General features: G+C 63.1%; 19 protein-coding genes and 1 tRNA gene. 5 read left to right on the top strand and 15 right to left on the bottom strand.

The window, feature by feature from the left end; genetic code table 11:
* The first annotated feature begins 604 nt into the window (after window positions 1-604).
* The gene (locus OXF11_21430; protein MCY4489652.1) at window positions 605-2,155 is read left to right on the top strand and encodes a transposase; all 1,551 of its coding nucleotides are present in this window, start codon (window positions 605-607) and stop codon (window positions 2,153-2,155) included.
* Here OXF11_21430 and OXF11_21425 read toward each other — a convergent pair.
* The 15 genes from OXF11_21425 to OXF11_21355 form a co-directional block, all read right to left on the bottom strand.
* Complete coding sequence (locus tag OXF11_21425; GenBank protein MCY4489651.1) at window positions 2,121-3,578, bottom strand: ThiF family adenylyltransferase; 1,458 nt, start codon at window positions 3,576-3,578, stop codon at window positions 2,121-2,123. The genes OXF11_21430 and OXF11_21425 overlap by 35 nt on opposite strands.
* A gap of 380 nt (window positions 3,579-3,958) precedes the next feature.
* Complete coding sequence (locus tag OXF11_21420; protein MCY4489650.1) at window positions 3,959-4,207, bottom strand: hypothetical protein; 249 nt, start codon at window positions 4,205-4,207, stop codon at window positions 3,959-3,961.
* Between the two features lie 11 nt (window positions 4,208-4,218).
* A complete protein-coding gene (locus tag OXF11_21415; protein ID MCY4489649.1) occupies window positions 4,219-6,186 on the bottom strand; it encodes a class I SAM-dependent DNA methyltransferase in 1,968 nt (655 codons plus the stop codon).
* A 237-nt stretch (window positions 6,187-6,423) separates the two neighbouring features.
* A tRNA-Ile gene (locus OXF11_21410) sits at window positions 6,424-6,497 on the bottom strand.
* Between the two features lie 86 nt (window positions 6,498-6,583).
* Window positions 6,584-8,353 carry an RNA polymerase sigma factor RpoD gene (gene rpoD, locus OXF11_21405; protein MCY4489648.1) on the bottom strand — a complete coding sequence of 590 codons (1,770 nt, stop codon included), beginning with the start codon at window positions 8,351-8,353 and terminating at the stop codon, window positions 6,584-6,586.
* 26 nt (window positions 8,354-8,379) lie between these two features.
* Entirely contained in the window at window positions 8,380-10,170 is a 1,791-nt protein-coding gene (gene dnaG, locus OXF11_21400) for a DNA primase (GenBank protein MCY4489647.1), read from the bottom strand.
* Window positions 10,167-10,682 (bottom strand): CvpA family protein, encoded by a 516-nt coding sequence (locus OXF11_21395; protein ID MCY4489646.1) that lies wholly within the window; start codon window positions 10,680-10,682, stop codon window positions 10,167-10,169. The genes dnaG and OXF11_21395 overlap by 4 nt, the downstream gene beginning before the upstream one ends.
* 153 nt (window positions 10,683-10,835) lie before the next feature.
* Entirely contained in the window at window positions 10,836-11,036 is a 201-nt protein-coding gene (rpsU, locus tag OXF11_21390; protein ID MCY4489645.1) for a 30S ribosomal protein S21, read from the bottom strand.
* A 40-nt stretch (window positions 11,037-11,076) separates the two neighbouring features.
* Complete coding sequence (locus OXF11_21385) at window positions 11,077-11,865, bottom strand: TlyA family RNA methyltransferase (protein ID MCY4489644.1); 789 nt, start codon at window positions 11,863-11,865, stop codon at window positions 11,077-11,079.
* Entirely contained in the window at window positions 11,862-12,122 is a 261-nt protein-coding gene (locus tag OXF11_21380; protein MCY4489643.1) for an exodeoxyribonuclease VII small subunit, read from the bottom strand. Before OXF11_21380 ends, OXF11_21385 begins: the two co-directional genes overlap by 4 nt.
* A gap of 89 nt (window positions 12,123-12,211) precedes the next feature.
* The gene (gene xseA / locus OXF11_21375) at window positions 12,212-13,438 is read right to left on the bottom strand and encodes an exodeoxyribonuclease VII large subunit (GenBank protein ID MCY4489642.1); all 1,227 of its coding nucleotides are present in this window, start codon (window positions 13,436-13,438) and stop codon (window positions 12,212-12,214) included.
* Between the two features lie 13 nt (window positions 13,439-13,451).
* Window positions 13,452-14,765 carry a S41 family peptidase gene (locus OXF11_21370; protein ID MCY4489641.1) on the bottom strand — a complete coding sequence of 438 codons (1,314 nt, stop codon included), beginning with the start codon at window positions 14,763-14,765 and terminating at the stop codon, window positions 13,452-13,454.
* Window positions 14,766-14,792: 27 nt separating this feature from the next.
* Window positions 14,793-15,986: a peptidoglycan DD-metalloendopeptidase family protein gene (locus OXF11_21365; GenBank protein MCY4489640.1), complete on the bottom strand. Its 1,194-nt coding sequence runs from the start codon at window positions 15,984-15,986 to the stop codon at window positions 14,793-14,795.
* A 20-nt stretch (window positions 15,987-16,006) separates the two neighbouring features.
* Window positions 16,007-16,903 (bottom strand): ABC transporter permease, encoded by an 897-nt coding sequence (locus OXF11_21360; protein ID MCY4489639.1) that lies wholly within the window; start codon window positions 16,901-16,903, stop codon window positions 16,007-16,009.
* Window positions 16,900-17,586 carry an ATP-binding cassette domain-containing protein gene (locus OXF11_21355; protein MCY4489638.1) on the bottom strand — a complete coding sequence of 229 codons (687 nt, stop codon included), beginning with the start codon at window positions 17,584-17,586 and terminating at the stop codon, window positions 16,900-16,902. The genes OXF11_21360 and OXF11_21355 overlap by 4 nt, the downstream gene beginning before the upstream one ends.
* A 210-nt stretch (window positions 17,587-17,796) precedes the next feature.
* On the opposite strand from OXF11_21355, the gene OXF11_21350 reads away from it, so the two are divergent.
* From OXF11_21350 to OXF11_21335, 4 genes are all read left to right on the top strand, one after another.
* Complete coding sequence (locus OXF11_21350; protein MCY4489637.1) at window positions 17,797-19,824, top strand: DUF4070 domain-containing protein; 2,028 nt, start codon at window positions 17,797-17,799, stop codon at window positions 19,822-19,824.
* Between the two features lie 350 nt (window positions 19,825-20,174).
* Window positions 20,175-21,050, top strand: coding sequence for an IS3 family transposase (locus OXF11_21345; protein ID MCY4489636.1), 876 nt, complete (start codon window positions 20,175-20,177; stop codon window positions 21,048-21,050).
* A gap of 370 nt (window positions 21,051-21,420) precedes the next feature.
* The gene (locus OXF11_21340) at window positions 21,421-21,885 is read left to right on the top strand and encodes a hypothetical protein (protein ID MCY4489635.1); all 465 of its coding nucleotides are present in this window, start codon (window positions 21,421-21,423) and stop codon (window positions 21,883-21,885) included.
* A 119-nt stretch (window positions 21,886-22,004) separates the two neighbouring features.
* A complete protein-coding gene (locus tag OXF11_21335; GenBank protein ID MCY4489634.1) occupies window positions 22,005-22,130 on the top strand; it encodes a hypothetical protein in 126 nt (41 codons plus the stop codon).
* Window positions 22,131-22,862: the final 732 nt, after the last annotated feature.

Below are 22,862 nucleotides of genomic sequence, written 5' to 3'. Positions count from 1 at the left end.
GGGAGTCGGGGGTTGAGCATGCGTCCATGGCCTCAGTGCGTCTGCGCCGCGCTCCCTGGCCTGAAATGGCCGGTGAAACAAGTCTATCTCGATGCCCTGAAGCCGGGTTTTCCATCGAATCACTCACAGACCCTCAAATCTAGCCGTTTTTCCACGGCCTGTTAGAGAAGACACCAATCCTTCCAAGCTGAACGACCTCCCAATGTGACGGAACGTCGCCAAGGCACGGGACGCCGGAGCACCTGTAGGCGGGGTAGGGATTCAACCGACTGTTCATCGACTCAGTTGTGTTCATCTGTACGATCCGGTGAAACCTCATATGGCACGAAAAATGCTACACTCGACTGGTTAGTCGGTCAAGCTGTCCCTTTTTGCGCGACTGGATCTTCCGGATTTCGTGTGGGCGGGATAGCCTCTGCTCACACCGAGTCAAGGCGCTACGCACCTCCTTCGCTTCGGCCCTTCGGGTGACACCGTGTTCGCGTCCGCTGGGGAGCATCCAAGGCCGGAAGGAAACTTCCGGCCAGGAGGGACTGGCCGGAGAGTCCAAGGAGGAGTGAGGAGAGTGGCGGTGGGGAGGAAGGTAAACCCGGGGCGGTTCAGGGTGCGCGAGAGTACGCTTCAGACCGCTCGGGCCTGGGCTTACAAGGAACACGCCATGACGTTATGGCGATACCGCAGCTGTACCCGGGCGCAAAAGGCCTGGCTGGATTGGTACCGCTCTGCCATCCGCTGCCGCCTCGAACCGGTCAAAGGTGTCGCGCGCATGGTCAAAAACCACCTTCATGGCAGCGTCACCGCAGTCGTCCGCGGCGTCACCAGCGCACGGGCTGAGTCCTTCAACGCTCGTGTCCAGTGGCTCAAATACTCCGCCCGTGGCTTCCGCAACCGACAGCGCTTCCGCAACGCCATCTTACTTCCACTTCGGCGGCCTCAACCTCTATCCCAAAGGCCTCACCCGTTGATCCCCTTCCACACGAAAACCCGAAGCGCCGCGCGACTCTTGCGCGACGTGCCTGTGTCAGCCGACTTGCCCGAGACGTCGCTACCAGGCTATACTGCCAATCAGTATTTTCAAGCCGTACGAGAAGCATCCTTAAGCGTTTACAAGGTGGCAACGATGACCCAACTAGACGACAACCTCTCGAGCCTAAGAACATCGGTGGAAACCGGACGGCGACTGGCGGGCGATCCTGAGAATTTATTGAACTACGTCACGAACGTCGTAACCCACAATCTCGAAAACGTCCTGCGGGAGTTGCGCGCTCAAGTCGAAGAGCCTCATATGCTCGACGAAGCCGAAGTCGGACAGCCAAACGTCGTTGTTCACTACACGAGCATTGCAACACTTGTGTCTATGCTCAAAGAGGCTGCAGAAGAGAATAGTAGCTCATCATTGCGCCTGTACGACTCTAACCACTTTAACGATCCGGACGAAGGCAATTTTTTTGATCGCAATCTTGATCTGCACACACACAATCCATATAAAGACCTGGGCGCTACGTATTCGCCTCACGCCTATGTCGCGTCATTCATTGTCCCACATGACAAACAAGGGCAAAGCGATACCGACGCTCAGAGGGACATGAGTGACAATCTCGTGTTTTGGCGCACCTATGGTCGCGAAGGCATGGGTTGTTCATTGACTCTGGTCGTACCAAAACACGAACTGCGAAAAGTCCTCTACGACCGAGATGCCGTAAGGCGAACTAGTTCACTACTTGCACCTGTTCTGGATTCTGTCGATGAGTGCCTACGTCCTCTGTTCGGACTCTCCTCGACTGCTGACGTTCAGCAGCAGTTCCAAAGGACCATTGCGCGGCATATCGACAAGATTCGTTACCTGTATAAGAGCAAAGCCTACGACTATGAGCGGGAGTGTCGTCTCGTTATTCCCGAAATAGACGCTCAAGAGGATCGGGTCTTTTTCCAGTACGAGGAGCGAGAGGATACTACTGCCCGTATAAGACACTACTATCAGGTTGAGGCACTCAAGGTACAAAACATGTTCGTCACCGGTAGTTGGATTACGCTTGGTCCGCGTGTGCCGAAACCCAACAATGTGCGCTACTATCTCGAGTCCCTATTGCGAAAAGTCGGACGATCCTACGGCCCGAAATTCAGGATCTCCTCAATACCCTATCAAGCATCCTGACCCAGCCACGCCAACCCACTTTAGGCGAACCCTCAGCGCGTTCAATTAAGTAGAAGGGATTCTCAGTGTCCCCTAGCGCCCGGCGCTCTCGGAATGAGCAGTTGGGATGACATTCCTCATTAATGACCCGCGTCTCGCCGGTTACGAATTGATAGTCCTGTTGGCCGACCACCGGCCACCAATCGGCAGCGAGTAGGTAGCGTAGCATGAGATTCACTTCCATCGCAGCAACGCTTTCACTGAAGGGAAACACGTTCTGATTACGAAATCGTTCTTCAGCAGGTAGGTTCGACACGTAAGATGGGGCGTCAAGCGATCCGTCCAACTCCATGACAACAGCACTGGAGTTGTACTGTCCATTGCAGCGCAAGCACTGATGATAAGGAGTCACAATATGGGCGCGCCAGTGCGCTGAGAACAGACAATCGTCTTGTCGGTGTGTCTCTACTTCGACACCGCCGTCAATGACCGGGATCAAATGCGCTTGCGATATGTAGTTCAGGACGTCACGTGGAAGAGGTCTATCAACGCAGCTAAAAAGAATGTCGCAATCCAGCGCCGCCTTATACGCTGTCATGTCTTGGAGGGAGACAGGATAGATGCTCACCTGGATATTCTGGGCAGTGGCGTTTCGTCGCATAGCCCCCATAGCCGTCTCCACTTTCAACTTACCGATATCCTTGACCGTTCCGTACAGTAATCTATCCAGATTGTGCCTTTCCACCTTGTCGGGATCGATCAAAGTAACCTGCTCAACCCCGACTCGCGCCATGGTTTCGGCGACGATACACCCTACGCTTCCAAGTCCGACAATGCCAACTCGCAAGCGGGAGATTGTGTTTTGAGATTGGCGTCCCCAAGTGTCGAAGGTGCGCCTGAGAATCTCTCTGCGAAGGGGCGGAGGCACGAGGTCGTCATTGAAGTCAATTCTATAGGACTTCGGCCCAACAACCCTTACCTTCTCGCACCAACTGCGATGCATCTCTGTTCCGTTCCTCTCCCAGAACCGCGCGCTCCAATAACCGTCGCTTCCGATTGTCAACCCCACCAATGGCAACCCTGTTGCGGCAGCCGGATAAGCAAGAGCGTCCCGTTCTGCGTCCACATCCGCTGCGCTCATTCCCTGCCACCCAGGCCCGGGATGGCTGTGCATGAATGCCAAGCCCGCTCCCCTTTGGCGCGCCATCTGAATTGCGCGAGTGACGTAGGAAGGCTGAAAGCTAGCGTTACCGTGCAGGCTTCGTTCGTCCTGGTGCGGTAGAATGACTTCCCAAATCAGAGCAGTACGTCGGTATTCTCCCGTAGACGGACGCCAAAGAGCGAAGCACAAGTCCTCTTGGAACACATTGCGTTTGTAGTGCTGAAGGAGATGCTCGTTAGAGATCGAATCCGCCTCCGCCGTGAAAACTACCTCAAAGCTCATGTGTCCTTCCAGATTCGCCTTAGGTGTTCTCTTATGTACGCGCTCATGTGCTTAGTCGGCAATCGGTCCCACAAGTCACCGGGTGGTCTGCTCATTGCGATCCATTCTCGCCCTTGTGCGTCAAGATATTTCTGAGTAGAACCACCTCTCCCGTCTTCGATTGGCGGGCTGACGTGTACCCAGTGAGGAGGATACTCGGGATATCCTTCTTCTTGGAAGCTTACCCCCACTTGGATGTGCTTACCTTTTTGAGAACCGGCCTCGATTGTGTAATTGAAAGAAACCACCCTCCCCTGTTGGCTATCGAACTCATCTGTCAGATAGCCAAGTGATTGCAACTCTCCACGGACGCGGTCGATGCTACTGGACATTTGACTGAACTAGGCTACCTGTGTAGGAGTGTTGCGAATCGTGATGAATACATTGTCTTCCTTCAAGTCCACCCAGTCATCCCAACCGTATTGGCCTTTGTCCCCTTGCAGTATGTATTCGTTCGGCTTGCCAGGCATCGCCCCGTGCTTCTCGGCCAATTCAAGGATATCGTGTGCAACGAGCTTCTGGTGAGGAGTCTTGATTTCGATCCCGTTCACCTTCAGTTCGAACTCTTCTTTCTGATTCACTTCAGCCACTATAGGCCTCCTTATGTTTTTGTTCCACTCCCCACTATCTCGACCAACAGCCCTTCTGTCTCCCGCTCCAGTTCTATTATATCAGCTCGTATCTCCTCCAGCGGCCTCAGAGGTCGCGGCCTGTAGAAGTGGCGGGTGAAGCTGATCTCGTAACCGACCTTCACGCTGTCAGGGACGTACCAGGCATCCAGAGCGTAGGGCAGCACCTCGCGGCGCAAGAAAGCGTCTAGGCCGCCATCCTCTGGTAGAGGAATGTGCTCGGTGTCCCGCAACTCCGGATCCGGCTCGTACTCGACGACACGCGGCTTGCCCTTGATAGTGGTGTCGAACAGACCTCGTAGTGGATCGGCCTCGACATCCAACTTGTGGAGCTTCTTGATGACCGGCCGCGCGGTTTCCGAGCGCACACCTTCGTCTTTGAGCTCCCTGATCTCCCTGGCGGTATAGACCCGTTCCGGGTCGACGCCTTCAAGTCTCAAGGGCCGTTCCACGGTAACCTTCCAGTAACCGAATGCCTCGTTAGGAAATTTCTTTGACTGCTCCGTCTCTTCGAAGGCCCGGAAGACATCGCAGATGCGCCGGATGTCCTCATCCGACAACTCACAGTTCTTGTTGCCCAGGTTCTTGCGCAGCGGCCGGGACCACTGGGTTGCGTCGATGAGTTGTACCTTGCCGCGGCGGTGCGCCGGTTTGCGGTTGCTCAGCACCCAGACGTAGGTGGCGATGCCGGTGTTGTAGAACATGTTCAGCGGGAGGGCGACGATTGCCTCCAGCCAGTCGTTCTCGATGATCCAGCGGCGGATGTTGCTTTCGCCCTGCCCCGCGGCGCCGGTGAAGAGGGAGCTGCCGTTGTGCACCTCGGCGATACGGCTGCCCATTGGCGTATCCCGCTTCATCTTGCTCAGCATGTTGGCCAGGAACATCATCTGCCCGTCGCTGGACCGGGTGATCAGCGAGTACTCCGGGTTGCCGGCGTGCTCCACGACGAAGCGCGGGTCCTTGATGCCGGACTTCCCGCCCATGCGCTCCAGGTCGCTCTTCCAGCTCTTTCCGTAGGGCGGATTGGACAGCATGAAGTCGAACTCACGAGCGGGGAAGGCGTCGGCGGAAAGGGTGGAGCCGTACCGCATGTTGTCGGCTTCGACGCCTTCTCCCTTCAAGATGAGATCGGCCTTGCTGATGGCATAGGTCTCCGGGTTGACTTCCTGTCCGTACAGATGGACGGACGCTTCCTTGCCGTGTTCCCCGGCAAGCTCCCAGAGCGTTTCCTCCGCCACGGTAAGCATCCCGCCGGTGCCGCACGCGCCGCCGTACACCAAATAGGTGCCAGACTTGACCTCATCGGCGACCGGGAGGAAGACGAGGCGCGCCATGAGCTGCACCACGTCCCGGGGCGTGAAGTGCTCCCCAGCCTCTTCGTTGTTCTCCTCGTTGAAACGCCGGATCAGTTCCTCGAAGACCGTGCCCATGCGGTGGTTGTCCAGCCCCTCCAGGCCCACAGAGCCGTCGTCATTGAGGACGGGCCGGGGACTGAGATTGATCGAGCTGTCCAGGAACTTCTCCAGCAGGAATCCCAGCGCGTCCGCTTCCACCAGGGTCGGGATCTGGTTGCGGAACTTGAATTTCTCCAGAACCTCCTGGACGTTGGGCGAGAAGCCGTCGAGGTATGACTCGAAGTCGGCTCGCAACTGCTGGTGCCGCCTGCGGGATGTCAGGTCGCGGAGCCGGAAGGGGGACGTGTTGTAGAAGGCTTCGCCGGAGGCTTGGCGCAACGCTCGGTCCTGGTTCGTGATGCCGGCGGCATCCAACTGCTCTTTCATCCGGAGCACGGCGTCCTTCGTCGGTTCCAGAACCGCGTCGAGGCGCCGGATAACGGTCATGGGCAGGATGACGTCACGGTACTTTCCCCGCACGTAGACATCGCGCAACACGTCGTCCGCGATGCTCCATATGAAGCTGCTGATGTTCAGGTCGCTCACAGGATCCTCTCCGCTGTCGGCGTGTGGCGGTTGGTTTGGGGCTTCGTCGCCACCTCCCACATTCCTCAATATAGCGGAGCCGAGCCTCCCGAACCAACTCGTCCTGCTGCGTCCTGTTGTTCGCCATGGAGTCGACACGGTCAGCCGCTGCCGGGGGCAACGCTCCACGGTCCCGGTCGACAGCAACGTCGCTTGCAGGCAAGGACCCGAGGAGTTTCTTGATTTGAGGAGGATGAGTGGGCCCACCTGGACTCGAACCAGGGACCTACCGGTTATGAGCCGGTGGCTCTAACCAACTGAGCTATGGGCCCGGAAACGATCTGCGCGCCAAATGATCCGCACGCGAGTTGCACGCGAAAGGAAGCAGCCCGTCGATGCCCCATGGCAGGGCCGCCTCCTACCCTTCCATGAAACTCTTGAGCCTCTTGCTTCTACTAGGATGGCGCAGCTTGCGCAAGGCTTTGGCCTCGATCTGGCGGATGCGTTCGCGCGTCACCGCGAACTTGTGCCCGACTTCCTCCAGCGTGTGGTCGGACTTCTCGCCGATGCCGAAGCGCAGCCTCAGAACCTGCTCCTCGCGTGGCGTCAGGGTGGCCAGCACCTTGCGGGTCTGCTCTTCGAGGTTGAGGCTGGAGACCGCGTCGGACGGGGTCGCCACCCGCTTGTCCTCGATGAAATCGCAAAGATGGCTGTCCTCGTCCTCGCCCACCGGGGTTTCCAGGGAAATGGGCTCCTTGGCGATCTTGAGCACCTTGCGCACCTTCTCCAGCGGGATCTCCATCTTGGTGGCGATCTCCTCCGGAGTGGGCTCCCGGCCGATCTCCTGCACGAGGTAGCGGGAGGTGCGGATGAGCTTGTTGATGGTCTCGATCATGTGCACCGGGATGCGGATGGTGCGTGCCTGATCGGCGATGGCGCGGGTGATGGCCTGGCGGATCCACCACGTGGCATAGGTGGAGAACTTGTACCCGCGCTGGTACTCGAACTTCTCCACCGCCTTCATGAGACCGATGTTGCCCTCCTGGATGAGGTCGAGGAACTGGAGGCCGCGGTTGGTGTACTTCTTGGCGATGCTCACGACCAACCGGAGGTTGGCTTCGATCAACTGCTTCTTGGCGAAGTCCGCGCGGACCTCGCCCTCTTGGATAGATCGCACCCGCTGCCGGATCTCTTCCTCCGACATCTCCAGACGCTGCTGCGTCCCTTCCACGTCCGCGATGGCCTGGCGAATGCCCTCCTGCATCTCCTTGACCGCCTTCAGGCTCATCCGGAACGTCCCGACGGTCTTACGCCAGTTGTCCTTGCCGTCGTCGCCCGCCGCCACTTCGAGGATCTCCCTGGCGGTCTTTCCGGTCTCCCTCTCGTACCGCTGCAGCCGCCTCTTGGCGGACTCGATGCGATGCAGTTCCCTCTTGAGCCTGTCCACCATCGCGTCGATCTGGAGCCGGTTGAGGCCCAACGCCTTGAGCCGCTTGAGAATCCTCGTGCGGCACCGGATCGACTGTCGCTCCAACTCTTCCCGTACGGCCGCCGCATTGCGCTTGCGCAACTTCTGTCGCACGGCGTCGAATTCGCCCGCTGCCTGGCGCAGCTTGTCGATCTGTTCCAGCACGCGCTGACAGTGCACCTCCTCCTCCGCGACGTCCGCCTCGGCTTCCACCCCCTTGATCACTTCGTGCACGCGGACCTCGCCCTGCTCGAGCCTCTCCGCGATATCGAGCACGTGCTGGACCGCGACGGTACAGGAGAGTGCGTGGTCCGCCACGACCCCCTCGCCTTCCTCTATCCGCTTGGCGATCTCCACCTCACCGTCCCGGCTGAGCAGCGACACGTTGCCCATCTCCCGCAGGTACATGCGCACGGGATCGCCGGTCTTGCCGGCCACGTCCGCGTCTCCGCCGTCGAGCTCCACCTCCCCCTCCTCGGGCTCGTCGTCCGGGACATCCTCCGCCTGCCCGGTCAACGCCATGCGCGAGTTCGCATCCACCACTTCGATGTCCATCTCGCCGAAAATGGACATGACGTCGTCAAGCTGCTCGGGCGAGACGGTGTCGGCCGGCAGCATGTCGCTCACCTGATCGTAGGTCAGATAGCCTCGTTCCTTGCCGAGGTCGATCAGCCGCTTGACATCCTCTTCCCGCTTCGTCAGGCGAGTCCGCGATGTCACCCGGGGGGTGTTGGCCGGCGTCGTGTCTACAAGCCCGGCACCGCGCGTTCCAAGCGGAGTTTCTTTTGCATGACCTCCTGCCATTGCCGCATCCTCTCTTTCTTGGCAGCGTCATCGCGGGTCTCTTCGGCTACGCGAATCGCTCTGCACAACTCCCGATCGAGCCGGTTCAGATAACGCCTTTTCAAAAACAGGAGACAGTCCCGGGTCATTCGCTCACGCTCGCTCTCGGCGAACTCCTGTCCTTGCAACACGAGCCCCGTCACCTCGGAGGCCAGCTCCGGCGACAACCCCTCGGTCAAGGCTCCCACTTCCAACTCCCCGTCGTCCCCCGCGTTCGCGAACATCCGCCGGATCACCTCGCTCCACTTCCCGCTCACGAGCTTGTCCATGGGCTCCCGGCGCAGCGCCGTCACCACGGCCGGAAACCGTAGCATCAGCGCCACCAGCGACACCTCCGCGCGGTCGTCCGGGAAGGTCCAGCGGTCGGCCCCGCGCGGCATCGGACGGCCCGCGCCGCGGCGCTCGTTCCCGGCCGGCCGAGCGCCGGCCGCCGGGCCGCCGCCGGCATGCCGGCGCAACGACTCTTCGCGCACCCCCAGCAGGTCCGCCGCGCGGCGCGCCAGCAGATCGCGGTCGTTGGGGTTGGTCACCTTGGCCAGGATCCTGCTGACCTCGGCGGCCGAGCGGCTCTTGCCCTCGAGGCTCGTACCGTGGCGTTCGCGGAGCCAGTCCAGGTAGAAGTCCACGATGGGCACGGCGCGCTCCAGCACACTCTCCAGCGCGTCCTTCCCGTGGGCCCTGACGAACGTGTCCGGATCCTCGTTCCCCGGCAGAAAGGCCGCTTGCCCCCACAGGCCCGCCTGCTGGAACACCTCGACGCTGCGCGCGGCGGCGGCGCGGCCGGCGGCGTCGCCGTCGAACAGCGCGGTCACGTTGCGCGTGTAGCGCGCCAACACGCGCAGGTGATCCACGGTCAGGGCCGTGCCCAGGGTGGCCACCGCGTGGGCGACGCCGTACTGCGCGAGGGAGAGCACGTCGAGATAGCCCTCCACCACCACGACCCGATCCGCGGCGCGAATGCCGTCCCGGGCCTGCTTCAGGCCGTAGACCTGAGCGCTCTTGTGAAACAGCGGCGTCTCCGGGGAATTGAGGTACTTGGGCGCGCCCTCGCCGAGGACCCGTCCGCCGAAGCCCACGATCTTGCCGCCCGGCTCGGTGATGGGAAAGATCACCCGGTCGAAGAAACGATCGCGGAACCGGCCCCGCTCCCGCTCCACCAGGAGGCCCGCCGCCGCCGCGTCCGCCGGCACCGCGCCCATGCGCCGCAAGTGGGACGCCAGGCCGTCGCCCCGTGGCGCGAAGCCGAGATTGAAACGCGGCCACAGGGATTCGTCGACGCCGCGCTTCTGAAGGTAGTGGCGCGCCGGGGTACCTCGGGCGGGATCCAGCAGCAGACCGTGGTACCACGCCGCCGCCTGCTCGTTCAGGCGGAAGAGGTCGCCGCGCCGGTTGCCCCCCGACCCCGACTGCTCGATGGGGATGCCGTAGCGTTCCGCCAGCCGCTCCACGGACTCGGGGAAGGTGAGCCCGTCGTAGAGCATGACGAACTTGAAGACGTCGCCCCCTTCGCGGCAACCGAAACAGTAGAAAACGCCCTTCTCCTCGTTGACCGTGAAGGAGGGGGTCTTCTCCGAATGGAAGGGACACAGCCCCGAGTAGTTCTGGCCGGCCTTCTTGAGGGTGACGTAGTCGGAGACCACCTCCGCGATGGAGGCTCGTGCGCGAACCTCTTGAGTGGTCTGATCGGAGATCATGCCCCGCCCCGTGAGTCACTCGACGCGGACCCCGGGTTCCAGGGGCCGGGCCACGTGAAGGTTGCGCCCATGGAGGTCACCGCGGCCCCAACGCCGTAAAGGGGTCCCACCAACGCGGCCGTTCCCAACGGCTGCTGCAGTTTCTGCGGAACCCATGACTGGGAAATGGCGACGAAGAGGACGACTCCCACGAATACCGCCCCCTTGGAGCCGCCCACCAGGAGGCCCCCCAAGCGGTTGAAGCCGCTGAGAAAGAAGCGGTCGGCGGATCGGTGGAGCAGGTGCCCCACCCAGTTGAGTCCGATGTAGGCCAGAAAGAAGAGAACGAGGAAGGCGAGGATGTTCAGGATAAGCGGAGAGTAGGGCCAGGAATCGACCCAGATGGATGCCTGATCGTAGTACCGTACGGCGACGATGAAGCCAACCGAAAGGCCCAGCAAGGCGAATACCTCCCGGAACAGTCCCTTGGCGTAGCCCCTGACGGCAAACACGCACAGGACTGCTGCCAACACTGCGTCTACGATGTTCACAATGGCCTATGGGGTGTCACCGGAGTCCGCTCCCCGCCAGGATCCACCATGGATCGCGCGGAGCCGCCTCGGGTCGAACTCACCCGGCCCGTGCCATTGCGGAGTCCGAAACTCCCAGTCGCAGTTACGTAGGCCCTAGTACCACTGGTGGCTTCGGGCGCGCTTCATGGCACGCTTCTTGGCTGCGATGGCCTTCCTCTTACGCTTGACGCTCGGCTTCTCGTAATGTTCCCGCTTGCGCAGTTCGGCCAGAATTCCGGCCTTCTCGCACTGCTTCTTGAAACGCCGGATGGCGCTCTCGATCGACTCGTTTTCCTTGATTCGAACACCTGTCATAGGTTGTTTCCACTCCTTGGGTCTGTCGAACTATAGCCAATCAGTCACCCAAGTCAAGCCCGGAAGACGCTTTCGAGACCGCCCTCCAATCCACCGGCGCAAGCGCATGGATGAAGAATTCCCGGTTGCCCTTCGGGCCCAGCAGCGGGGACGGAATCACCGGGCGCCGCTCCAGGCCGAGGGCGTCCGCCGCCGCCTCGATCTCGCCGATGACGCGCCGGTGCTCTTCCTCCGAACGCACCACTCCGCCCTTCCCGACGCGGCCCTTGCCCACCTCGAACTGCGGCTTGATGAGCGCCACGACGTCGAACGGCGGCTTGAGCAAGCGGCACACCCGCGGGAGCACGAGCCGTAGCGATATGAACGAGACGTCCACCACCGCGAGGTCCGGCGTCTCGGCCAATGCGTCCGGCTCGAGATGACGGATGTTGGTGCGTTCCAGCACGGTGACGCGCGGGTCCTGCCGCAGGCGCCAGTCGAGCTGGCCGTAACCCACGTCCACCGCGTGTACCCGCGCCGCGCCGTGGGCCAGCAGGCAGTCGGTGAACCCTCCGCTGGAAGCGCCCACGTCCAGCGCCACGCGCCGCGCCGGGGTCACCTCGAAGCGCGCCAGGGCGGCTTCGAGCTTCTCGCCGCCGCGGCTCGCGTAACGGGCGGCGGCCTTCAACCGGAGATGCGCGTCGCGCCGCACCTGGGTGCCGGCCTTGGTCACCGGCGCATCGTTCACCAACACCGCCCCCGCGAGAATGTAGCGCTGCGCCTCCTCGCGGCTGCGCGCCAGCGAAGACTCCACCAGCAGGCGGTCGAGGCGTTCCTTGCCGGCCGTCAATCCTCATCCTCGACCAGCTCCCGCAGGCGCGAGCGCCCTTCGGAATCCTTGGTGAGCACCTCGATGCGCCGCTCGACCTCGCCGAGTTTGTGGTTGCAGGACTGCACCAGGCGCACGCCTTCCTCGAAGGTGGCCAGCGATTCCTCGAGGTTCAACTCGCCGCTCTCGATGCGCTCCACCACCTTCTCGAGGGCCTGCAGACACTCCTCGAAGCTGCGTTCGTCCCGCGCCTGCGGCGTGCTCTCGTCCTGAGACATTCCGATCCCCCCAAGGAAACGCTGATCCGTCTTGATGGCGCCCTGCCCCTTCGCCCCGAGCGTAGCGAAATCGAAGGACGCCGACCCTCCTACTCCTCCACCTCTTCCACCCGGCAGACGGCCCGCCCCGCGGCGAAGTCCACCCGCACCTGCTGGCCCTTGCGCAGAGTCGCGGCGTCCTTGACGATGCGCCCCCCCGGGACATCGTAGACGATGCTGTAGCCGCGCCGCAGCACCGCCAGCGGATCGACGCCGCCCAGCCGTCCGGCGAGATGGCCCAGGCGTTCCCGCGCGCGCAGCACCGCATCCTCCTGGCGCCGCCACAACCGCAGCGACAATTCGTCCAGGCGCATCTGTCCCTGCCGCAGCCCGCGGCCGGGATCCGCCAGCCGGCGCGCCCAGTAGCGCAGATTCTCGCGCCGGCGCTCCTGACGGCTCTCGGCGCCGCGCCGCAGCCGGCGCGTCCACAGCGCCACGCGCTCCTCCAGCTCGCGCCGCCGCGGAAGGATCATCTCGGCGGCGGCCGTGGGCGTGGCCGCGCGCTGGTCGGCCACGAAGTCCGCGATGGTCACATCGATCTCGTGGCCCACCGCGGACACGATCGGCGTGCGCGCCGCGGCGATGGCCCGCGCCACCGGCTCCTCGTTGAACGCCCAGAGGTCCTCCAGCGAACCGCCGCCGCGGCCGACGATCATGACGTCGACGACGCCGGTCTCGTCCAGTTCCCGTATTCCTCGTGCGATCTCCAGGGCGGCGCCCTGGCCCTGCACCGTCGCCGGGCGGATGATCACCCGGCGCTCCGGGAACCGTTCGCCGATGATGCTCAGCATGTCGCGCACGGCCGCGCCCTGAAGCGAGGTGACGATGCCGATGGTACGCGGCAGGAACGGCAGCGGCTTCTTCCGTTCGGTCTCGAACAGGCCTTCCTGCCACAGGCGCCTCTTCAACTGCTCGAAGGCGACGGTCAGCGCGCCCTTGCCGCGCGCTTCCACTTCCACGGCGTAGAGCTGGAGCGCGCCGCGCACCGTGTACAGGCCGACCCGGCCCGAGCACACCACCTCCATGCCGTCTTCCAGACGGAAGCGCAGCCGCTCCGCGTTGCGGCGGAACAGGACCGCCGCGATCTGCGACTGGGAGTCCTTGAGCGTGAAGTAGACGTGCCCCGACGGAGCGAAGCGCGCGTTGGACACTTCCCCGGCCACCCACAAGGCATCCAGGCCGGACTCCAGCCGGTCCCGGATGATCTCGTTCAGCTCGCTGACCGTGAGGACCGCGGCCGGCTGCGCCACGGTAGGATGGTCGAAAGGACGCGACATCGGGGGCCGCGGCTCAGGTCTTTTCCTTCGGCGCTCCGGTGAGGCCGCGGAACATCTCCCAACCCTTGAGCAGCTCCAGCGCGCGTCCGATCTCGGGGTCGTTCCGGAGCCGCTGTGCGAAGTCGTCGAGCGGGGCGGCGCTCTCCGGCTGCGTTGTCGCCGACGCGCCGGCCTCCGACTCCGCCGCCTTGCCCGAGGAAGGAGTCTCGGCGGCGGCCGGCCTTGCCTTGGGATCCGTGACGATGTCCGGCTTGATGCCGACCTCGTGTATCGACCGCCCCTTGGGCGTGAAGTACTCCGCGGTGGTCAAGCGCAGGGCCGAGCGGTCGTCGAGCGGCAGGATGGTCTGCACCGACCCCTTCCCGAATGTTTGCGTACCCAGGATTAGCGCACGCTTGTGGTCCTGCAGCGCCCCGGCGACGATCTCCGACGCGCTGGCGCTGCCGCCGTTCACCAGCACCACCATGGGAAAGTGGGTCCGGGAGCCGTCACGCGTGGCCGAGAATTTCTGCTTGTTCTGGCTGCCGCGCCCTTCGGTGTAGACGATCAGGCCGGAATCGAGGAACAGGTCCGAGACTCCGACCGCTTGACTGAGCAGTCCTCCAGGGTTGTTGCGCAAGTCGAGCACCACTCCCTTGAAGGAGCCATCCCCGGGTTGGTGCTCGGCCATGGCGTCGATCAGGTTCTTGCTGGTGCGGTCCTGGAACTGGGCGATGCGCATGTAGAGGAAACCCGGCTCGAGCACGCGCGCGCGCACGCTGCTGACCTCGATGACGGCGCGCACCAAGGTGAACGTGAGCAGCTTGCCCTCGCCCTTCCTTCGCACCAGCAGGGTGACGCTGGAGTCCTCGGGTCCGCGCAGCCGCCTGACGGCCTGGGTCAGGGTCATGTCCTCGGTGGTCTCGTCGTCGATGCCGACGATCTGATCACCTGGCTGCAAGCCGGCGCGCGCCGCGGGGGTGTCCTCTATGGGCGACACCACGGTCAGGAGTCCGTCGCGCACGGTGATCTCCACGCCCAGACCGCCGAAGCGCCCTTCGGTCTCGGTCTGGAGCACACGGTAGGAATCCTCGGTCAGGTAGCTGCTGTGGGGGTCCAGGGATTCCAGCATGCCCTTGATGGCGCCGTCGACCAGCTTGTCGGTCTCCACCTCCTTCACGTAGTTCCGTTGCACGATGGCGAGGATGTTCGCGAAGTTCTCCAGGCTGTGATAGGCGCCGGAGTCCACGGCCGAGACCCGTGGTACGGCCAGCCCGGCCGCGAACAGGACCCAACCCAAGGCCCAGAACCACCCGGACACGCGCCGCTTTCGATTCCACAGCTTCATCGTATCGTCTCCTCCCGACGACTCCGTCTATTTCTTTCCTCTGGCCACCGCCCGCGCCCGCCGGAACCAGGGGAGCGGGTCCACCGGCTTGCCGTTCCTGCGCATCTCGAAATAGAGGCGCGACCGGCCGGACGAAGGGTCGTCACCGACCCGAGCGATGCGTTCACCCCGCTCCACGCGGTCGCCCACGGACTTGGCCAACTCCGCAAGGTGGCCGTACACAGTGTAATAGCGTTTTCCGTGGTCGAGGATAAGCATCTTTCCGTAACCCGGCAAGCGATCCGCGAACAGGACCCGGCCGTGCTCCACCGCCCGGATCTCGGCTCCCGGCGACGCGGCGATGTCGACGCCGGGGCGGTGCACGTCCACGTCCAGGTCGGGGTGCTTGTGGATGCCGAACCCGCTGACGATCCTGCCGTCCACGGGCAAAACCACACCGTCGGCGGCGGTGTCCGCCGGGCGCGCCACGGGTGCGCGGCCTTCCTCCTCTGAACCGCGGATGATGCCTTCCAGACGGCGCGCCGCCTCCTGCAGCTCCCGCAAGGCGCGGCCTCGGAGCTCGCGCTCGCGCCGTAGTGCCCGCAACGTCCCCTCTCTGTGCGCGCGCTCCTTCCTCAGCTCCCCGCGCAGCGCCGCCACCTCGTCCCGCTCGCGCGCGAGCGCCCGGCGGCGGGCCTGCACCGTTGCCTGCAGGTCCCGGCTGCGCCGGAGGTTGTCCGCCAGCCGCCCGATCAGCGCCTGGTCCTGGCCCAGCACGGTCTCCAGCAGACGCTTGCGCCGCATCAGCTCCGGCACCGACAACTTGCCGTTGAGCAGCACGAAGGGCGTTCCCCCCCGTTGCCACTTGTAGAGCGCCCGCGCCCGCTGCACCAGCGTCCGGCGCCCCTGCGCCAACGCTGCCTCGGCTTCGTCCGCCGCCCGCGCCGCCTCTTCCACCTCGCGCTCGCGCCGCTTGAGGCGCCCGTTCAGGGTCTTGAGCCGGCGCGAGCGGCGCTCCAGGGCAGTCTCGAGCTCGTCGAGCACCTCCAGCACCGACGATTCTCCCCGCCGGACCTTGTCCAGGGCGGCTCTTCCCTCGACGATACGTTCCTTCAGTTCCGCCAGCTCTCCCTCGTCCTGCGCCCGGGCCGGCGCCGGCAAGCCCAGGCACAAACACAGGCCGGCCGCCGCCGCGACGCGGCCGGCGACGAGCATAGCCTTGGTGAAACGTGACCGGAACATTTGCCTTCGGGACGCGGGGGTCAGGCCAGGAAACGCTTCACCGACAGCACGCTGCCGGCGGTCCCCAGAAGCCACCCCAGGAAAAGCAGCTCCATGCATTGCCACGAGTTGAGGAAAGTAAACTGAACACCGGCCGCCAGCGCACCGAACGGGGCCAACAGGTCCGCGCCGAGGAGAGCGAACGCCGCCCGCAGCAGCCCAAGGGCGAGGCCAGCACCCACCAGCCCCTGGATCATTCCCTCGATGACGAATGGGGCCTTGATCAATCCCGTGCCGGCGCCCACCAGTTGCATGATCTCGATCTCGTCCTGCCGCGCCACGATGGCCAGCTTGATGGTGCTGCCGACGATCAGAAAGGCCACCAGGAACACGACCCCGCCGAGCACCCACTTGAGCCACTCCATGCCCACCAGCAGGAGCCGCAGCCGTTCCAGCCAGGCCTCGGGATACTCCACCTCCCGGACTCCCTCCAGGGCACCCAGCCGTTGCACCAGCCCCGCCACGGCAGCACTCGAGCGGTAGCCGGCGCGCAGCTCCAGTTCCAGGGACGCCGGCAGCATCGCCGGGTCCAGACCCTCCAGTATCCCCGATTGCGAGCCCAGCGCGCTCTCGAAATCCTCCCACGCCTGCTCCCGGGAAACATAGCGCGCGGCGCCCACCTCCGGGTAGCTCTCCACCTTCGCCCGCAGGCCCGCCGCCGCGGGCGCGTCCACCTCTTCATCCAGATAGGCGAACACGTGGAGGTCCTCGCCCCACCCGCGCACCAGTTGACCGAGGTTCTGCTGGATCAGCAGGAACCCGCCGAACACCAGCAGGGTCATGGCCATGACGCCGGCGGTCAACAAATGGGTCCAGAAGAGTTCCTTCAGGCTCCGGACCACGCGTCCGGTCACGAATGCGGCGTGGGGGAGTTTCATGGCGCGGAGGCCGCCGGTTCCAGGTCCGCGCGCCGCAGCAGCCGGCCCTGGTGCATCAGCAGGACGCGGCCGTCGAAGCTGCGCAACAGACGCGGGTCATGGGTGGCGATGAGCACGGTGGTGCCTTCCTCGTTGATGCGCGCGAAAAGCCGCAGGCTCTCCGCCGCCCTCTCGGGGTCCAGGTTCCCGGTGGGCTCGTCCGCCAGCACGATCTCGGGCTCGTTCACCAGGGCGCGCGCAATCGCCACCCGCTGCTGTTCGCCGCCCGACAGGGCCGGCGGCAACACGCCGTACTTGTCCTTCAGCCCGAGCTCGGAGAGCAGCCGGAAGGCCCGGCGCCGGCTCTGGCGCCAGGAAACGCCGACAACGTCCGCCGCCAGCGAGACGTTCTCCAGCGCGGTCATGTGCGGGATGAGCTTGAAGTCCTGGAAAACGAGTCCCAGCTTCCTGCGGTAAGCCGCCAGTCCCGGCCCCTTCAGGCGCGTGATGTTGCGTCCGTTGACGAGAATCTGGCCCTCGGAGGCCTGCTCGGAACGGAACAGCAACCGCAGCAGCGTGGACTTTCCGGCGCCGCTGGGACCGCACAGGAACAGGAACTCGCCCGCCTCCACCTGGAACGTGATGTCCTTCACTCCCGCGTTATCCGGCAGATACGTCTTGGACACGTTGTGGAGCTGAATCATGGACATCGGAGGAGGCCCCTGAGAAAGCCGCAAAAACCACGAAATCCACCTTGACATCCCCGTTGGACGGCTGATAACGTGGCGGAAATACGCCTTATTGTCGGTTTAGGAGCTTTCTGAAGCAGGTTACCACTAAACCGGTTCTGGAACAAAAAGGAAACCACGGGACACCACACGCACGAGGACCGACCGCACGAGGAGTTTCACGCCATGAAAATTCTTTTCGTCAATCCGCGCTTTCCGAACTCCCTGTGGCGGCTGACCGGTATCACCGACATCCTGCCGCAGCGTTGCGCGCAGACGCCGCTGGGGCTCCTCACCGTGGCCGCGCTGACGCCGCCGGATTTCGACGTGGAGCTTCGGGACGAGAACGTCAGGCCGCTTGAGTTCGAGACCGACGCCGACGTGGTGGCCATCGCCTGCTGGAGCATCCAGTACGGCCGCGCCCGGCGCATCGCGGAGGCGTTTCGGAAGCGCGGGAAGATGGTGGTGGCGGGCGGGCCGTACCCCTCGCTGTGCCCCGAGCGCTTCACCGACGGGCTCTTCGACGTGGTCTTCGACGGCGAAGTGGAGATCACCTGGCCGCAGTTCTGCGACGACCTCCGGACGGGCACTCACAAGCCGCTCTACAAGCAGGAGGGCAACGTCGACATTTCGCTCTCGCCGGTGCCGCGGGTGGACCTGGCGTCCCGGGACGACTACCTCTACTACTTCCTGCAGACCACCCGGGGCTGTCCCTTCAAGTGCGAGTTCTGCGACATCATCATTACCGACGGGCGGGTGCCGCGCACCAAGAGCGTCGATCAGGTGATCGCGGAGATCAAGACGGTGGAGTCCGTCGGCGGCATACACATCAGTTTCTCGGACGCCAACCTCATCGGCAACATGCGCTACGCCGAGGAGTTGCTCACCGCGGTGGCGGAGTACGGCCGCGAAAACAACTACCCCATCAACTTTTCCGCGGAGATGACCATCAACGTGGCGGAGAAGCCGAAGCTGCTCCAGTTGCTGCACGACGCCAACTTCACGAGCATGTTCCTGGGCATCGAGTCGCCGCGGGTGGCGAGCCTCAACGAGACCCAGAAGCGGCAGAACACCACCTCGCCGCTGATGGAGAGCATCCGCAGGATCCAGTCCCACAACATGGCGATTCTGGCGGGCATGATCGTCGGTTTCGACAACGATGACACCGACATCTTCAAGGAGCAGTTCGATTTTCTCCAGGAGGCCGGCATCGCCTTTACCACCAGCGGCGTGTTGACGGCCATCGAGAAGACGCCCCTTTACGAGCGCCTGGAGAAGGAAGGCCGGCTGATTCCCTACGACTCCGCGCAGATGAAGGGGCACGGTTCCGCCGACCTGAACTTCGTTCCCAAGCTGATGACCGTCGAGCAGGTCCAGCAAGGTTACAACTGGCTGATCCGCAACCTGTACAAGTACGAGAACTACGGCGCGCGGCTGGTTGCCGGGGCGAAGCCGTTCCGGCCGGAGTATGTTCGCCGGGGCCGGGGAAGCAAGATCGATCGGGAAATCCTCGGCATACTGGCCAACACTTTCCGGCACTACATCTTCACCACCGATCACCCACGGCGGCGCTTCTTCCTGAAGACGCTGTGGCAGGTCATGTGGCCCCGCCCCAGCTTCGAGAAGCTGGACTACGCCATCAGCTACATGATCTCGGAGAAGCACTTCCACGATTACGTTACCAACGCCCACGGGGACCCCGAGGCGGTGGGCGCCGAGCCCTTTACCGAGAGCGCCCAGGTGGAGCATTCCTGGGGCGAGTTGAGCAAGGAATACCTGAGGAAGCTGAGACGGGAAGTCTACCCCCCGGCCAAGCCCTGGCGATGGATGCGGCGGCGCCTGCGCAACGCCGTAGTGGTACCGGAAGCGTTCCTGAAGGACCAGGTGGGGCAGCGGTTGAGCCACTTCCTGTCGGATCTCGGCATCACCGTCGTACCCGTGGCGAGCGCGGCCCTGTCACGCATGCAGGACAAGGCCGACGTGCTGGTGCTCCCCATCATCAACAAGATGCTCAAGGGACGCGAGGAGTTGCAACAGGCGGTGGAGCATCTCAACGAGGAGTCTCAGGAGGAAGTGAAGCGGTTCCCCGAAGTCGTCCACTTTCCCGTGGACCAGGGAGACCGGGCGGCGCTGGAAGCCCTTGCCCGCATCGGCCTCCTGTACACCAGCCGCGTGGAGCGGCTGCAGCGCGCGTACGTCAGGGCGTTGCAGTAGAAGCCCGGCGGTTGCCGGCCGGTCAAACCACGTGTAGGGGGCGGGTTTCAAACTTGGCCGTGTAGGATTTTGTCCTACGGCCCGTAACTGAGGTGGTCCCGGAAAATCGGACAGGTTGCTAAGGTGTATCCCACCGGCACAAGGTCCACCCGAACCAGGTGAGCACCTGGAAACAGCGAGCAGTGGAGGGGATGAAAGAGGTATTCTCCAAGGGGCGGAGCGGGCACGAGGGTGAGATCCGGGACCTGCACGCGAAGATCGGGGAGTTGACGGTGGAGCGGGATTTTTTGGCCAAAGGGCTCAAGTGGTGAGCGGGGAGAAGCGCCGGGCCATGATCCGGCGCAACCATCCTGAGCCGTCAATGCCGCTTGCTGTCCCTAAGCCGCTCGTCTGTGTACCACACGCCCCAGGGCAAGAGCGCACAGAACCTTAAGTTGATGCGGCGGATCGATGAGCTGTTCCTGAAGTACCCGTTCTACGGCAGCCGCCAGATGGTCCGCCATCTGTGGCGGGAGGGCGTCCGTGTCGGACGTCACCGGGTTCGTAGTCTGATGCGGGTGATGGGGCTACAGGCCATCTACCAGGCGCCCCGGACCGCCACACGGCATCCCCGGCACCGGGTGTATCCCTACCTTCTCAATGGGCTCGCCATTGAGCGGCCCAATCAGGTCTGGACCGCGGATATAACCTACGTTCCCGTCCAGAAGGGCTTCCTGTACCTGGTGGCGGTCATGGACTGGGCCACCCGCCGGGTGCTCTCCTTTAGGCTCAGCAACACCCTCGATGCTCGGTTCTGCACGGAGGCCTTGACCGAAGCCCTGGAGCGCTACGGCCGGCCTCGGATCTTCAACACCGACCAGGACAGCCAGTTCACCAGCCTGGAGTTCACCGCCACCCTCAAGGACTCAGGCGTTGCCATCTCCATGGACGGCAGGGGCCGGTGTATGGATAGCATCTTCATCGAGCGCCTCTGGCGTTCGCTCAAGTACGAGGCCGTCTACCTGCACGAGCTCTCAGACGGCTTCGTGGCCCAACGGGTCATCGCCCAATGGATGGAGTTCTACAACACCCGAAGGCCTCACTCCGCCCCCGATGGCTCTACCCCGGCCGAGGCCTACGACAAAGGAATACGGATGGAGATGCAGGCTGAGCCCCACCGCTCGCCCGCCCCTCTGCCCGCTCAACCGGAATCGCAGGACGTGTTAAACAGGACCCTGGCGGCATGATCCATTACCCGGAATACACCTTAACTCAGCCGCCATCCTGTCCAAGATACCAGGACCACCTCAAAGATTGCCGTGTCCCCACGCCAACCGTGTATGGTCAGCAGTGCTTCCAGTATATGTTGTACTTGGACATACTAAGGTGTTTCCCGAACCGCATTAGTGTTTCCAAAGGTAAGGTGACAAGGCCGTCCACGAGACCGAGAAGGGAAGAAATATGACGACAAGGATGTTGCAGCGTTCCGCGGCTGTAGGAACGATCTTTCTCCTCCTTTGGTTGGCGGCGGTGAGTGACGTTGGGGCTGGAGAACGGATCGATCGTAGTTGTCTAAGATCTTTGAGTGTAAGGGATGGTATTTTCGAGTTGGATAACATGACGATGAGCTGTGTGGCCGTGGAGAAGGCACGCCCAGCAATATTAAAGACAATCGAAACGCTTGACGGTTCACGGAACTATGCTGAATTGGCGAAACAAGCAGCGGACCTGAAAGCGAAAGTGAGGAAGGCCTCAAAAGAGCGAACGAAAGCCGCCTTGGGGGCCTTAGTCAAGGCCGCAGGTCACTATGGCGCGATGTTTGGGTTGGCGACCTGCGTTGAGTCGTTGGGCGCGGGCTGCCTGATAAGTGCAGTGGGAGCGGTCATGGCGAAGATCGAGATCGTCGATTCCACGATAAATGCGAGTGAATTGCAACGGCGGCTCAACGCACTGTCTAGGGATTTGACAAGGGTACAGAATACGTTGAAGAGAAAGAGGAACAAGTTGCGACAGACTAGAGACGTCCTAGTTTCCGAATTCAACCGGCTTTGCACCGCAGTCAAGAACAGGTGCCTCAGGTAGGCGGGCAGTGCACGTTTCTGGGTGTACAGAAAGGACGATCCAGGAGATCGCTACGCGGCACAAGATCCACCCGAACCAGGTGAGCACGTGGAACCAGCGAGCGGTGGAGCGGATGAAGGATGTGCTCTCGAAACGGGGCGGAGCGGGCGCGGGGGGATCACGAGGCGGAGGTACGGGACCTGCACGCGAAGATCGGGGAGTTGACGGTGGAGCGGGATTTTTTGGCCAAAGGGCTCAAGTGGTGAGCGGGGGGAAGCGCCGGGCGATGATCCGGTGCGACCATCCCAGGCTGAGCTTGAGCCGTCAATGCCGTCTGTTGCGTGTGAGTCGGTCCTCGCTCTACCACCGGCCTAAGGGGGAGAGCGCTGAGAATCTGGCGTTGATGCGCCGGATCGACGAGCTGTTTCTGAACTACCCCTTCTACGGCAGCCGCCAGATGGTCCGGCACCCATGGCGGCAAGGCGTCGGAGTGGGTCGTCACCGGGTGCGACGCCTGATGCGCCTGATGGGGCTACAGGCCATCTACCAGGCACCGCGGACCAGCCGGCCGCATCCGGAGGAGCACCGAGTTTACCCCTATCGGCTGAAAGGAGTGGCCATCGACCGGCCCCATCAGGTGTGGACAGCGGGTATAACCTACATCCCGGTCCAGCGCGGCTTCCTGTACCTGGTGGCGGTCATGGACTGGGCCACCCGCCGGGTGCTCTCCTGGAGGCTATCCAACACCCTGGACGCCCGCTTGCACAGAGGCGCTGACCGAGGCCCTAGAGCGCTACGGTCGCCCCGAGATGTTCAATACCGACCAGGGCAGCCAGTTCACCAGCCTGGAGTTCACTTCTGGTCTTGCCCGGGATTGGTGGACACCTGATAAGAGGCGATAATGGCCTTGGAGGTGACGACCATGAGTCGGACGAGACGGAGGTTTTCGAAGGAGTTCAAGCTCGAAACGGTGAAACTGGTCAAGGAGGGACCACGCT

It is taken from the genome of Deltaproteobacteria bacterium (assembly GCA_026712905.1).
Taxonomy (GTDB): domain Bacteria; phylum Desulfobacterota; class Binatia; order UBA9968; family JAJDTQ01; genus JAJDTQ01.
Note: the sequence above shows the minus strand (reverse complement) of the source record. Positions and strands in the feature narration are given on the sequence as shown.

Bases quoted from the DNA above. Each gene is read 5' to 3' on its own strand.
- dnaG (MCY4489647.1), bottom strand. From the start codon at position 10,170: ATGATCTCCGATCAGACCACTCAAGAGGTTCGCGCACGAGCCTCCATC.
- OXF11_21335 (MCY4489634.1), top strand. From the start codon at position 22,005: ATGTGCTCTCGAAACGGGGCGGAGCGGGCGCGGGGGGATCACGAGGCG.
- OXF11_21360 (MCY4489639.1), bottom strand. From the start codon at position 16,903: ATGAAACTCCCCCACGCCGCATTCGTGACCGGACGCGTGGTCCGGAGC.
- OXF11_21340 (MCY4489635.1), top strand. From the start codon at position 21,421: ATGACGATGAGCTGTGTGGCCGTGGAGAAGGCACGCCCAGCAATATTA.
- OXF11_21355 (MCY4489638.1), bottom strand. From the start codon at position 17,586: ATGATTCAGCTCCACAACGTGTCCAAGACGTATCTGCCGGATAACGCG.
- OXF11_21365 (MCY4489640.1), bottom strand. From the start codon at position 15,986: ATGTTCCGGTCACGTTTCACCAAGGCTATGCTCGTCGCCGGCCGCGTC.
- OXF11_21380 (MCY4489643.1), bottom strand. From the start codon at position 12,122: ATGTCTCAGGACGAGAGCACGCCGCAGGCGCGGGACGAACGCAGCTTC.
- rpsU (MCY4489645.1), bottom strand. From the start codon at position 11,036: ATGACAGGTGTTCGAATCAAGGAAAACGAGTCGATCGAGAGCGCCATC.
- OXF11_21425 (MCY4489651.1), bottom strand. From the start codon at position 3,578: ATGAGCTTTGAGGTAGTTTTCACGGCGGAGGCGGATTCGATCTCTAAC.
- OXF11_21370 (MCY4489641.1), bottom strand. From the start codon at position 14,765: ATGAAGCTGTGGAATCGAAAGCGGCGCGTGTCCGGGTGGTTCTGGGCC.
- OXF11_21350 (MCY4489637.1), top strand. From the start codon at position 17,797: ATGAAAATTCTTTTCGTCAATCCGCGCTTTCCGAACTCCCTGTGGCGG.
- xseA (MCY4489642.1), bottom strand. From the start codon at position 13,438: ATGTCGCGTCCTTTCGACCATCCTACCGTGGCGCAGCCGGCCGCGGTC.